Here is a 13,436-nt window from a genome sequence, read left to right as displayed (position 1 = left end):
CTAATTCATGATTAAATCGCTTTAATCATCTTAGTGACTGATCGTTTCAGTCTGCCCGTAACGCAGGTCTGCGTTGACGCTCCCAGCCTTTATTCGTCCGGATTCTGCATATCCCTTTTCACCAGCCGGGACTCTCTCGCTGCAGCGTTTCCGGATTACTCCTCTGTTCCTCGCGCAAATAATCGTTTAGATTATAGCATTTTCAAATTGTTTGTCAACGGGGCAAATGTCATTTCAGGGCTTAATGAACGCGTTTTACATATTTTCCCGGAAGGAAAACCAGAGCGAATTGAATCTGCGTTTAGCTTATTCTTCATTGGATCGCAGCTTAATTGACGGGGATAACCTCAAGCCAGATTAAAACAGCTTGATGTTCACATCTTGTAAATAGAAGACATTCTCCCAGCCCGGATAATCAACATAAAGATAAGTGAAGATTGGAACATCCTGTTCTTCCAGCAGTTCTATCATCGGTTCCATAATATCCGCATAATAAGGAAGATAATAACTGTATTTATCGTCATGCATGCGATAGCTCATTTGGATGGCACCCACCGCGTCTTTCAATCCTTGGCGGCGATATCGCTTATCCGTTTCCACCTGAGCCTGGATCAGGATTTCTTTATCCTCCTTACTTAAACTCGCGGTATTCTCCACGTTAAAATATTTATAATAGCTTCCGACTTTGCCAATGCCTTTATACTGATTGATAAAGAAAACGTCCTCAACGGTTGTATCCCGGGTCATGCCCCAGCCGCCGCTGACCCGCCATGACCAGGAAATACCCTGAACCACCAGAAACTCAACGGTCAGTACCAGCAACATCATTTTGTTGAACTGAATCTTCGAGTAAGAAAGGAAACGGATCAACAAGTAGAGGACAGCTGCCAGAATCACGGAAAGCAGACATTGCTGCGGCCTGACCGCCGTCAACGATCCCCAAATCATCACGCCAGCCGCGGAAGCAAGCGGCATCAGTTTGAATAACGCGCTTTGCATTAACGTTTTATGCTCGTTTTCTGCTGAATTCTTGGTTACCTGATAGACTGCAGGCAACGCCGCAGCCAGATAAACACCGTCAACAAGCAGACAGCTTCCTAGCGAAGGAAATGTAGAGTCGCAAATCAACCCTTTTGCCGCAAGGGTAAACAAACCCGGCAGACATCCGAAATCATGCAGCAGCGTAAAGAATTCTCTGAGTTGATAACGATATGTGACCGTTCCCCGCATAATATCTACAGACGCCGAAACGATAAAGACCGGAGCCAGCGTCCAGACGGCGATCGTCAGCAGTGCCTGAAATGATTTGCGGCTGCGCAGAAATACCCAGGCGCAAAAGCAAAGATAGATCAACATCGCCAAAATCAGCTGTACCGTTCCATTCCAGATTGAGAGCACAGTGGCGCAGCAGCCAAGCATGAGAACACCCATGACCAGCCAGGCGATCAGATAAGGAATCAGGAAGATGAGAATCCCGGCCGTCAACCGTGTTAAAATCAAACTTCTTTTCGTCAGCGGCAGTTGATAATCATGAATTTTTTCCTCCCGCTTCATCGTAAAGCCCAGCTGGCGCTGGACCAGAATGACGATGAGCAGCAGCAGATAGATAAAATAAAAGTTAAACAAAAGACTGGCATCGTCCATCATCGTTGGAAAATTGACATAGACGAACGGCATGATCAACAAATCCAGAAGCAGCAGGCAGAGAAACAATTTAAAATCTTTCTTTAACATGGACGTTAATAATTTCTTATGGATCATTGCAGTTCCTCCCGCTTTTCCAGCTGCGCCAGGAATACTTCTTCCAGCGTACAATCAAAGATTTCAAGAATGACCGGATTCTGCTTCCGCAGCTTCGCTTCCATCGCTTCCCGCTTTCCACGCAGAATCGCCTGCGCCATCCGGGAATGAATTTCTAGCTTCAACACCTCAAAATCCTGAAACATCGCGGGATCGATCGGATGATCAAACGCCAGATGGACTTTAACCAACTCCTGCTGCGTTTGAAACATGGAGTTCTGATGCAGAATCCGCTTCTCGTCCAACAGTGCGTATTCATCGCAAAAATTCTCCAGATCGCTCAGCCGGTGCGAGGTTAATATCGAGGCCATGCCTTCCTCAACGGTCTGCGCCGCCAGCTGGCCTTGAAGCAGCCGTCGGGCAAATGGATCCAAGCCGTCAAACACCTCGTCGATCAAAAGCAGCTCCGGGTGCGCAGCCAGCCCTGCCGCCATCAAAACCTGCCGTTTCATCCCCTTGCTGAAAGCAGAGAAAGGCTGTTTCGGATTGAGCTTTAACTGGCTTAACAGATCGTAGAATAACTCCGATTCCAGGGCCGGATAAAATAAGGAAAGATATTCGATCAGTTCCCGGGCATTTTCCGTCTGCGCAAAAACAGGTTCATCCTGAACCAGGAAAATCTTCTGTTTCACCTCAGAATGATCAAGCACCGGCTGTTCTTTCCATGTAATTGTTCCTTCATCGACGGGAATCGCGCCGCTGATACAGTGCAGCAGCGTGGATTTCCCCGCTCCGTTGATTCCGATCAGCCCCAGGATCGAACCGGATGCCAATTCTAAGCTGCAATGTTCCAATACTGTTTGTTCATCGTACACCTTCCGGCAATTTTCCACCCTTAACATGGTTTACCCCTGCTTTCCTTCATAAACTTCCCGGACAATTTTCTGCGCGTCATCCTCAGAGATTCCGATTTCCTGACAACGGATTACCGCCTTGCGGAATTCTTCTTTTTGCCTCTGATATAAAATGGAATGCACATTCTGATCGCTGACAAAAAAACCTTTTTTAGGTTCTGTGACCAGAATGCCTTCGTCTTCCAGCTCCTGATAGGTTTTCACCACTGTATTGGGATTGATCCCCAACTCCCGCGCCAAAATCCGCACCGAGGGCATCCGGTCCTGCGGCTGCAGAACCCCAAGACTGACATACCGGATAATTTGTTCCTTCAGCTGTTCATATATCGGCTGACGGCTGTGCTGATCTATTGTAAACATGTCATTCTCCTGTTCGTTCCTTGATTTGACGCTGCAGTGTTTCAATCGCGGCATTTAAAACGGTATCCTCACCGTTTAATAAATCTTCCGGCGTTGTCCACATTTCAATGTCCGGCTGTACGCCGTGATTCCAGATCGGCTGTTTATCTGGTGTAAAACTTTGTTCTACAGACAAAGAATAGGCACTTCCATCCGATAGATATACTCTGCAATTATTTCCTGTCGCTCCATAGGTTTTCAAACCCATCAGCGTAAAATTATCAAGCAATTTTGCGGTTGCCGCAAACGTTTCTGATGTAGAAGCCGAAAATTGTGAGGTCAGGATTATAGCTGGTTTATCCATACTATAATTTGTAAGTATCGGATAAGGTTCACCTTCCATTTCGTCTAAAATGGTTTCAACATCCGCGTTTTCTCCATAGTATTCATGTTCAATCATCCGCATCGCTCTTTGATTAAGATCACTTCCGGAATAGAAAACAGAATCCGCCTCATTCGCATAGGGTACCCACGAGGAGTGAAATTCTGTCCCCAGATTATAATAACCATGTGGTATCGGAGCATCTGAAAAAGACTGTAAAATAATCAAAGCATTTGTTAAATTTCCGCCTGCATTGTTCCTTATATCAAATATAACTCCTTGATACTGATCTAAGATCGGGACAACTCGTTCTTCATAAATATGAAAGCTTTGCCCTGAGAAAGTAGAAATTTCCACATAAACAACATCTTCATTGACTTCATATATGAAATAAGGACTTGATTTAAGCAGAAGTTTCTTATCGGAGTACGTTGAAGTCTTCAACTGATTTAAGTAAACGGAGCCTGAAGTTTCATAACCGGTTTTAATATCTAAGACTTCTCCTTGCGGTGTTAACCATTTTAAGTTAATTTTTTTACCCTTCTCATCCTTTAAAAACTCTCTTACAGTTTGACTGCGATGTGCTGGTTCCGTCAGCACCGGTACATACTTTTCAAAATTCTCCAGGATGTAATCGAGTGCTGGCTGATTTTCTACTTCAAGGAGTTCACTGCCTAAAGGAACTTCATAATCCCGGCTGGCAGCTTTGAGAAACAGCCTGCCGTCAAGATCTTCCAGGTCAAAAGGCAGGTAGGCTTTGTTCAGCTGATATTCTGATGCGGGAATAAAGCTGGTATGTCCATCATGAAGCAAAGCTACAAATTCCCGCATGGCGTCAACATATTCATCATCCGTTTCCGCATTCATCACCCGCGGTAAGAATTCCTGATATTTCACATCCCAGTCAAAATCCTCCGGCATCTGGTTCCAATATCCGTAATAATACTGCGCTGTTGACCAGACTTCGGATAAAGCTGCGACTCTCAGCTCTACCGGTTTCGTGCATTGTTCTACAACTTTTTCTCCCTGCGGCACATCCATTTCCGTTGCACACCCGCAAAGCATGAAGACTGCTGTCAATATCGCAAACAATTTCTTTCCCATTCCGATCATCCCCCAAGATCGCAAAGCGATCTGTACTATTTATAATAATACAGTATAACAATCTTTTCCGTTTGTCAATTTCGAAAGAACAAAAGCCACTCCTTGACTTCAGGAATGGCTTTTGTTCTTGATTTATTTACTCTGACAGATACAGCCTGTCAAAATTGCCGCTGATCAGCGCTTCCTCATAAAGCTTTAGCATTGTCTCAAATTCAGCATAGGTTGTCATCTGATTGATCCTGTCTTTCATCCGGTTGGAGTAGGGAATGCCCTGGATGTACCAGCAGGCGTGTCCGCGCATCTCTTTCATCCCAATCCGTTCGCTTTTTAAAGTGCACAACCGGCGGGCGTGTTCCAGCGCAATCTCAAATTTTTCATGATCGCTGACAGGTTCGGCAGACCCTTCCCCAGAGAACGCACAGACCAGATCACGGATCAGCCAGGGATTGCCCAATACGCCCCGGCCGATCATTACCGCGTCGACTTGGGTTTCCTGGATTCTCGCCATGGCGTCTTCCACACTGCGCAGATCGCCGTTGCCTATCACGGGAATGGAAACGGCTTCCTTGACCTTTTTGATCCAGCTCCAATCAGCCTTGCCCTCATACAGCTGACTGCGCGTCCGGCCATGAACCGCCAGTGCGCTGACGCCGGCCGCTTCCAATCCCCGCGCCATTTCCAGCACGTTGATCGACGAGCTGTCCCAGCCCAGACGGATCTTGGCTGTCACCGGCTTTTCCACCACTGCCACAATTTTACGCACCAGCTGATAGGTCGCTTCCGGATCCTTCATCATCGCGCTGCCGGAACCGGAATTGACAACCTTCGGTACCGGACATCCCATATTGATGTCGATCACATCGCAGTCCGTTTTATCCAGCACCTGCGCCGCCTGAATCATCGACGCCTCTTCATGACCGAACAGCTGCATCGCGATCGGATGCTCATCCGGAGCCAGCTGCGTCATCTCCATCGTCTTTTTATTGGAATAACAGATCGCTTTATCGCTGATCATTTCCGTATAGATCAGACCCGCGCCGAATTCATGCGCGATCGTCCGGAACGCCGCGTTGGAAATTCCGGCCATCGGCGCGATGACGACCGGATTGGCAATTTCAAGATTTCTTATTTTCCACATGCCGCTTTGAACTCCAGGATGCTGCGGAGATCCTCTTCGGTAAACTGAACTTTATTGTTGCAGTATTCGCATTTCACTTCGCAGCCGTGGTCTTCTTCCAGCATCTTTTCCAACTCCGCGCGGTCCAGCGTTGTCAGCGCCGCTTTGAAGCGTTGCTTGCTGCAGTCGCAATGCCACTGGATCGGCTTTTCTTCGAGAATTTCCAGATCGTCAAACAACATCGCCGCTAGTGCCCGGGCGTCATGACCTTCCTTCACCAGCTCCGAAACCGGACGCAGCTTCGCGACCACGGCTTCCGCCAGCTTGATATCGTCTTCCGTGGCCTCCGGCATCATCTGGATCAGAATTCCGCCCGACGCCATCACCGAGTTATCCGTATCAACCAGTACGCCCAGCGATACCGCGGAAGGCGTCTGTTCCGAAATTGTAAAGTAATATGCGAAGTCCTCGCCGATCTCGCCGCTGACCAGCGCAACCTGACCGGTGAAGTCGTTCTTCATATTCATCCGCTTGATGACCTTCAAATAGCCATCCTTGCCGACCGCCGTTCCGACTGCCAACTTGCCGGTGTCGTTATATTTCAGATAAATTTCCGGATCGCCGACAAATCCGCGCACATCGCCGTTCGCCCAGCCGTCGGCCATGATCGTTCCGATAGGACCGCCGCCGTTGATCTGAACGGTCACCTTTTCTTTTTCCGTCTTTAACATGCTGCCCAAAATCGCAGTGATCGTCAGCACCCGGCCTAAAGCGGCTGCACTGGTCGGCCACAAATTGTGCTGCTTCCGCGCCTGTTCCGCCAGCTGCGTGGAGGTGCAGGTCAGCACCCGAATATGCCCGTTCGCACTAATAGCGTGAATTAATGTATCCTTCATTGAAAAAACCTCTTTTCTATCCTGTTTTTTTGCACCCTAAGTTTATTATTAAACCGGGCGCTTGTCAAACACCCTGACCTGCTTCTGGGAGATATTCCAGCATCAAAACAAGAGTTATCTGGAAAATGTTTTTAGAACTAACCTTTGCAATTTGCTTTCATAATTCCTCCCAATAATATAAAAAGGAAGAATGATCCCCAATGATGGATGACCTCCTCCTTATTTTAGTCTATTAGTCTTCCGACCCATTAATCCTGCCTGTCCGTTCCTTAAAAGAATGCTTCAGCTTCCGATTCCTTCAAGACAACCCGGCGCATTGATTGCCTGGCTTGTTCAAGCATAAAATCTAATTGTTCTTCGCTCAAACGAGCTTCATTGCACTCCAATAATTCCAAAAGCAGTGGAAAGTTAAAGCCCGAAATCAGCTGGATATTCTTTTCTTCGCTCATCACGCGAGCCATAATCTGATTAACGCTTCCACCATACAGATCGGAAAGAAACAATATCTGATCTGCATCATTTTGCTTCGCTAAATAATCGCGAATCTGCCTTTCGAAATCTTGTTCATCGGTATACGCGTCAATCGCCGTCAGCCGATCACACGGGCCGGTAAAAAATTCAGCTGACGCTTTCATGCCGCTGGCCATCCGGTCATGACTGGCAATTAAAATCTTAATCATTTTGATAACACCACTCGCCCTCTATCATCGTCTTTCGGACATGCAGTCCTTCATCCATAACGACCAAATCCGCTCTGCGGCCAACTTCGATCTTCCCGCGATCCAATAAGTTCAAAGCTTTGGCCGCATTTTCAGTACACAAAGCCCCGATTTCTTCTAATGTGAAACCCTTTTTGAGTAATGTCCGCATATTTTCATCAAAAGAATGCGCTCCCGTCACTAATTTCCCGTTAATATCCCGAACCGCTCCGTCCTTCAAAAACACTTGCTTATCCCCCATCCGGTATTCGCCGTCAGGGCAGCCCAGCAGGCAGGAACTATCAGAAACCGCAACAAGATGATCTAAGCCTTTACACCGGATCATCATTCTTAAAAATTCCGGTGCGACATGAATACAATCACAATTGACCTGCATAGCCAAATCATCTTCCAGCAGGCATTGAACGACACCTTGCGAGAAATGATGATCAATTGCCGGGAAACCATTTGGGAAATGATCAGTCAGCCGGGCTCCGCGAGCAACAGCTTGATGAATCATATCCGGGCTTCCCTCTGAAAAACCGATAACCGGAAGCATTCCCTGTTTTACTGCCCAGTCAATCCATTCCAAACCACCGTCCAGTTCAGGCGCGATCAGGACAGAAAGAATCAGTGACAAATCCTGCCCGGCTAACGCCCGGGTGTGTTCCGGCGTTGGTAATGTCGGCGGGGCGTAATAAGCGATCGAGCGGTTTTTATATCCGGTGTATAAAAAGATTCCTAAGATATCGCTGCCAAAAGAACCTTTTGCTTCCCGGATCACCTCAACTGCCTTTTGCGACGTTTCAATGTCGTCGGCGATCGGTGTCGGCGTGAAGCTTGTTACCCCATATTGGGGCAGCTTCGCGCAGATCTTTCGCATTGCCGCCACACTTTCTCCGCAATTGACCTGTTCCGCTCCATGAATATGCGTATCGATAAATCCAGGAAAGATCAGAGCCCCCTGCACGTCGATCTTTTCCTCATCTTGCAGCCGCGGACCTATTTCCGAAATTTTCTTTCCGGTGATTCTCAAGTCGGTTTCATGAAACTGGCCGTCAATAAAAACTTTGCCATGAACAATAATCAAATTCTTGCTCCCTTCTTTAAATAAATTTGAAACAAAGACATGAAACGATCCACCAGCGGACCAAACATAAGCATGCTGACAATCGTGCCTTCCCGCAGCGTCATTTCTCCATGAAACCCGAAAACAAGAATCAGAATTATCAAGATACAGATTCCATCTAAGCCTTGTCGGCATTTCCCATACGCAGAGTTTGTCACTTGCGAAACAGCCAGAACCAGACCGCCGACCGGAAAAGTCACGATATTCAGGCTCAGAATCAAGGCCACTGCCGCAGCATTGATTCCATTGCCGATAAGCAGAAATACAATCGAAAGACTATAAGCCGGAACGGCAAGCTGACTTAGAACATCATAGTAGAAGAAGTTGACCAGACTGCCGAGCAGAAAGGCCATTCCAAACTGAAGCAGCTGCAGCGGCTTGAATGCTTTTTTTAACAACAGAATTTGGCCTATGACGCAGAGACTGTTCGTCATCATTCCGAGTGTGCCAATCTTGATTCCGCACAGCTGCGCTGCGCACTTGCTCAGCGCATCCCAGGCGCCGACTCCGATTCCGGCTTTCAATATGAGCGACGAACCCAGCGCGGCAAAAGGGATGGCAAGGATCAGGCAGATGATCTGCCGCAGCATATCAGAAAATACCAAGGAATGCCAGAATTAGAGAAATGATCATAATGCTGAAAATTAACATCGACGGCCGTTTGCCTTTTCGGATTAAATGCATCAGAACAAAGAGCAGAACGATCGACAGTAAACCTGGCATAATTGAATTGACTACATCATTGACCACAACCGAGGCTTCCCCGACCTGAATCGTCCAGGCCAGCGGAACATTCACCATCTGGGCCGCCATGGCGCCAACCATGCCCACACCTAAAATGGAAGCCGCCTTAGTAACTGCCTTGATCAATCCGGTTTCAAATACAGAATTGATAAAATCTGTACCGGCATGAAAACCAATATGCAGGAAATACCAACGCAGCAGCAGCTGAGAACCCCCGTAAATGACCGCGAAGATTATTGACCCAAGCAGATTTCCCTGGGCCGCCAGACCGATTCCAATGCCGGCGGCGATCACACGAACGCAGTTGAAGAAGAAGGCATCGCCGATCCCTGCAGCCGGGCCCATCAACGCGACTTTAATACTTTCTATGGTATCAGCATCCACAGTCCCTTTTTCTTTTCTTTCTTTTTCCATCGCAAAGCATAATCCCGCGATGAAGGGCAGAAAAACCGCATGCGTATTAAAGAAATTATTATGCCGCAGCAGCGTCCGGCAGCGTTCCTCCTCATCATCTTTAAAAATTTCATTAATTGCCGGCGCCATAGTCAGGGTAAAAGCATTGCCTTCCATCTTTACCATGTTAAACGTCGCAAAGCAGCAACCCGACCGCCAATACATAGAATTTAAAATCTTCTTTTCCGCCGATGTTATCTGATTTTTCGCCATTTAGAAAAAATCCTCCTCTTGACTCTCTTTGACGTTTTTAGAAACGGCTGAGATTTCAATAAATCGCTTCTCGTTAAAGAAGACGCATAAGGCTACGACTGCCAATAAAATCGCGATCGGCAGTGTTCCCAAGCCCAAATACTTGGCCAGGACAAATCCAACAAAGAAGAATCCGCCGACTTCCTTCGACCAGATCATGGTCATCAAAATCGCAAAGCCGACCGCCGTCATCATTCCGCTGGCCGCATTAAATCCATTCAGCACCCAGCCAGGCAGAGAATTGAAAACAGTTTGGATTCCTTCAATGCCATAAGCGATGCTGAGAAACAGAACAAGCATCTGAGCAATCCGCTGCAGGAATAAATCAAACAAGACAACCTGACGTCCCATTTTTTTCGTGTTTCCCGAAGCCGCTAACTTCTCCCAGTAAACGGATAATGAGGCATAAAATGGCGTTAAGATATTGGTAAAGGATTGCATAAGCGTGCCGATCGGCAGCGAAAGCATAACGCCGGTAGCAATATCGCTTCCGGTCAAAATGGAGTAAGCGACAGCGATGATGGTTGCCGGACATGGATCCGCCGGTGTGGAGCCACCGATATTGCTGACGCCCATATAGATACCTTCGATCGCGCCGCCCATGATGATTCCAGTCCGCAAATCGCCTAAAAGCAATCCGGTGATTGGTCCGCAGATTAGCGGCCTCGTAAACAAAGCCCAGCTAAAGCAGGTGAAGTCCATAGCTCCTGCCAGCCAGAAGACGAAGGTACAGATTAACGCACTTTGCAGCATTTCAAATTCCCCCTTTATGCGTAAACCACTGTGTAATATTCACCGGTGCTTCCTCCGGTACGGTTTGGTAGATACAAGGAATGCCCGTGTCGATCAAGGACTGAAAATCCGCAGCTTCTTGTTCATTGCAGTAAATATTCTTTGAATATCGTCTGCGGGAACGAAGCACTTCTTCTTTCCCAATCCTGCCATAGTTTCCGACGTTGATCATTTTAATGTCCTCCAGCTCGCTGACGATCAGCCGGGCATCGTGCGGGCAATCCACTAAAACCAGAATTCTTAACTCCGCGCAGCGGGAATCCTTCAACAAAGCAATCGCCTTGCTGACCGGTAAAATAGCTGTTTTCACCTGATCCGGTGCAGCCATCCGCAGCGTATTCTGAATCAGCGGACTTGAAGCAGCCTGATCGTTAGCAACCACAATCCGGTTGATGTTGTAATGCTTAGACCATTTAATCGCAATCTGACCATGAATCAAACGTTCGTCGATTCGAAAAAGGGTGATCATTCTCTTTTCCTCCCATCTCCCAATTTAAGCGCTTTCATGAGATGCTTTTATTATAGGAACTCTGTTGTTTTTAAGAAACAAAGAAAAATACCCCTTTAAAGGAGTACTTTTCGGCGTCACTGAGAAAAATCAGCGGATTAAATTAATTTTCAATTCCGCTCTGACCGCCTGTACCATGGCTTCGATCAGAGCTTTGTTTTTTGACTCATAACGGGAAAGAATTCTTCCTGCGCTAAGTTTCCGACATAGGATTTCAAGGACTTTTATCCGAACAGGATTGTCCAGATCCAGAACCGCAAAACAAATCATCTTTACCGTTCGGCCTTTCCAGCGTATGGCATGTTTAAACCTGTGAATTTGGAAAATTTCTTTTTTAACGATTTCCTGATCGCCAAGCAATATGATGACTTCTTCGTTTAGAACGAGAAAGGAAGAAAGAAAATCTTGCTTTAACTGCTTCTCAAGAAGTTTCCCCTGACCAGTTTGAGGACAAACTTTGTTTGCGAGTTGGTGAATAAACTGTGCTTCACTTTTGAACGCGCTGTGTTCGTGAAACGAGATCTTCTCTTGATCTGGTAGATAAGATTCAAGCTCATAACAAGGTAAAATGTAATCGTTAATAAACTGGCTGATATCGTCTTTATTGGGAATAAATGCTGTGAAAAATGGCGGAATCGTTTCTTTATACGCAAAATCCAAAGTCAGAAGTAAGATACAGTCATAATTCTTCCGTGCTAATTCCCTAACCTCATAAAGCTCTACCGCCTGATTACTTTCAATAAACTCCCCAAAAAGCCGCTTCCATCTTTCAATCATCAGTGCCGCCATATCCATACCATTTTCACAATGTGTAAGCATTTTTAACTGCCGATGCGGGATTTCAATCTGTTCGCATTCATGATAAATAATCTGAACCAGTTTTGTGATTTCTTCCACACTGAATGAATAATTGATTTCTTCTTGAACGAGGGCGGCAAGCTTACATGCGACATAATAACAGATCGGCGAATTCAGAACGGCTATGTCGGTAATCTGATTGATGAAATGACCGTTTTCCGGCAAGTTCCATTGTATGCGGAACAACGCTTTGCATATCAAGTTTTTCAATGCTTCCCTCAGCGTTCCGGTTGTGACTAACATGCGAATCCGGGGATTCACCAAACTTTTTTCTATTGCTTGGATAACCTGATTCCCACGTTTACATAAATCTGGCGAAGAAAGAAAACCAGATGCATCAGGGGTTTCCTGACTGACGCGGAATAATTGAGCAACGATCCCTCTTTCATCTTCATCGACACAGAAATCCGGATTTTCTATTATCAAGTGATCAAAAAGCAGCTGAACATATTGAATTTCAGGCCACTCCTGCATTTCCGCTTTCTCTTCGTCAGTTAAATATAGTGGATACCAGGCCGCACAGCGATGACGCATCACAATCAGATAAGCTGTAATTCTCTGGACATTGATGTCTTTAATCCGAATATGACAGCTTTGCAAAACATCGTAAATAAGATGTCTGATTTTTGATGCTTCATCATTTTCACAGGCAATCCATCGCCAATAATCCGGATCGACCTCTTTTAACAGATAAAAATTATAGTAGACTCCGATCAAATCGGTGATCGCAAGCCGTTTATTTTTTTCTTCCCCGATGACGATCAGCCCTTTATTCTGCCAGGCTTCCACGGACAGCTGATAGTCGGCAAGCAGTTCATACGCTTGCTTCAGATCCTCTTCAATCGCCCCCTTGGACAGATACATCTGCGCAGCCAGACTGCTGATCGTTATTGGCTTTTCCTGCGATAATAATTTGCGGCAAAGAAAAATAACACGTTCAGAATGACTGTCTGAAGTCTGCGTTTTAATCATATTTTGAGTCAACGGGATTTGAAAATGAGCGTCAAAATTCATTTTATCATGAATTTGGATACGATATCCCCGCCCTTTTTTCACTTCAAGCCGAGCGCCGTATTCTGGAAGCTCATCTTTGATTTCCTGTATGGATTGAACAATTAATTTTCGGCTGAGTCCCATGATTTCAGAAATCTGTTTTGCTGTGATGTAATTATCTTCTTTTAAAATCAAATAGATTATCCGTTCATTTCTCATTTTATGCGCCTCTTCGGATTGATCCTGGCTTTATTTAAAGTGTATCGAAATTTTTCGGTCAAAGCAACCTATTAATCATTGGAAATGATTACAAAGCAGTCTGACAAAGGCATTTTTAACGGCTTATCTAAATCATTAAAAATAAAATATATGAATCTGTGGTGGGACATATAAAGTTAAAAATTTAATTACAGACATCAATATCATTTGATTTTTATATTGATTAACAGTAAACAATTTTGATAAATAGTCTGATACCTAATAAGGCTTTTCCATGACTTATGCTTCCACGAACTTA

At 45.8% G+C, this 13,436-nt stretch carries 13 protein-coding genes; all 13 read right to left on the bottom strand.

From position 1 onward, the window contains the following. Window positions 1-357: 357 nt before the first annotated feature. The 13 genes from HOLDEFILI_RS00905 to HOLDEFILI_RS00845 all read right to left on the bottom strand — a co-directional run bounded on the left by HOLDEFILI_RS00905 (window position 358) and on the right by HOLDEFILI_RS00845 (window position 13,138). Window positions 358-1,761, bottom strand: a complete 1,404-nt coding sequence (locus HOLDEFILI_RS00905; RefSeq protein WP_006057430.1) for a hypothetical protein — start codon at window positions 1,759-1,761, stop codon at window positions 358-360. Beyond that, on the bottom strand, window positions 1,758-2,642 hold the full coding sequence (locus HOLDEFILI_RS00900) for an ATP-binding cassette domain-containing protein (protein WP_006057429.1): 885 nt from the start codon (window positions 2,640-2,642) through the stop codon (window positions 1,758-1,760). The genes HOLDEFILI_RS00905 and HOLDEFILI_RS00900 overlap by 4 nt, the downstream gene beginning before the upstream one ends. 3 nt (window positions 2,643-2,645) lie before the next feature. Then, window positions 2,646-3,014 carry a GntR family transcriptional regulator gene (locus HOLDEFILI_RS00895; protein WP_006057428.1) on the bottom strand — a complete coding sequence of 123 codons (369 nt, stop codon included), beginning with the start codon at window positions 3,012-3,014 and terminating at the stop codon, window positions 2,646-2,648. A 1-nt stretch (window position 3,015) separates the two neighbouring features. Next, window positions 3,016-4,479, bottom strand: coding sequence for a S41 family peptidase (locus tag HOLDEFILI_RS00890; protein ID WP_039863627.1), 1,464 nt, complete (start codon window positions 4,477-4,479; stop codon window positions 3,016-3,018). Window positions 4,480-4,615: 136 nt separating this feature from the next. After that, window positions 4,616-5,617, bottom strand: a complete 1,002-nt coding sequence (dusB, locus tag HOLDEFILI_RS00885) for a tRNA dihydrouridine synthase DusB (protein WP_006057426.1) — start codon at window positions 5,615-5,617, stop codon at window positions 4,616-4,618. Then, window positions 5,605-6,492 (bottom strand): Hsp33 family molecular chaperone HslO, encoded by an 888-nt coding sequence (gene hslO, locus HOLDEFILI_RS00880; protein WP_006057425.1) that lies wholly within the window; start codon window positions 6,490-6,492, stop codon window positions 5,605-5,607. The genes dusB and hslO overlap by 13 nt, the downstream gene beginning before the upstream one ends. A 269-nt stretch (window positions 6,493-6,761) precedes the next feature. Further along, window positions 6,762-7,172 carry a PTS sugar transporter subunit IIA gene (locus HOLDEFILI_RS00875; RefSeq protein WP_006057424.1) on the bottom strand — a complete coding sequence of 137 codons (411 nt, stop codon included), beginning with the start codon at window positions 7,170-7,172 and terminating at the stop codon, window positions 6,762-6,764. Continuing rightward, on the bottom strand, window positions 7,165-8,160 hold the full coding sequence (locus tag HOLDEFILI_RS00870) for an amidohydrolase family protein (protein ID WP_244264297.1): 996 nt from the start codon (window positions 8,158-8,160) through the stop codon (window positions 7,165-7,167). Before HOLDEFILI_RS00870 ends, HOLDEFILI_RS00875 begins: the two co-directional genes overlap by 8 nt. Window positions 8,161-8,276: 116 nt before the next feature. Then, complete coding sequence (locus tag HOLDEFILI_RS20175) at window positions 8,277-8,909, bottom strand: YczE/YyaS/YitT family protein (protein WP_006057422.1); 633 nt, start codon at window positions 8,907-8,909, stop codon at window positions 8,277-8,279. 1 nt (window position 8,910) lies between these two features. Continuing rightward, a complete protein-coding gene (locus HOLDEFILI_RS00860; RefSeq protein ID WP_006057421.1) occupies window positions 8,911-9,729 on the bottom strand; it encodes a PTS system mannose/fructose/sorbose family transporter subunit IID in 819 nt (272 codons plus the stop codon). Further along, window positions 9,730-10,521, bottom strand: a complete 792-nt coding sequence (locus tag HOLDEFILI_RS00855; protein WP_006057420.1) for a PTS mannose/fructose/sorbose/N-acetylgalactosamine transporter subunit IIC — start codon at window positions 10,519-10,521, stop codon at window positions 9,730-9,732. A gap of 1 nt (window position 10,522) precedes the next feature. Beyond that, on the bottom strand, window positions 10,523-11,029 hold the full coding sequence (locus HOLDEFILI_RS00850; RefSeq protein ID WP_006057419.1) for a PTS sugar transporter subunit IIB: 507 nt from the start codon (window positions 11,027-11,029) through the stop codon (window positions 10,523-10,525). Between the two features lie 129 nt (window positions 11,030-11,158). Then, the gene (locus HOLDEFILI_RS00845; RefSeq protein WP_006057418.1) at window positions 11,159-13,138 is read right to left on the bottom strand and encodes a BglG family transcription antiterminator; all 1,980 of its coding nucleotides are present in this window, start codon (window positions 13,136-13,138) and stop codon (window positions 11,159-11,161) included. Between the last annotated feature and the right edge of the window lie 298 nt (window positions 13,139-13,436).

Source organism: Holdemania filiformis DSM 12042 (genome assembly GCF_000157995.1).
In the GTDB taxonomy this organism is placed as follows: Bacteria; Bacillota_I; Bacilli_A; order Erysipelotrichales; family Erysipelotrichaceae; genus Holdemania; species Holdemania filiformis.
Note: the sequence above shows the minus strand (reverse complement) of the source record. Positions and strands in the feature narration are given on the sequence as shown.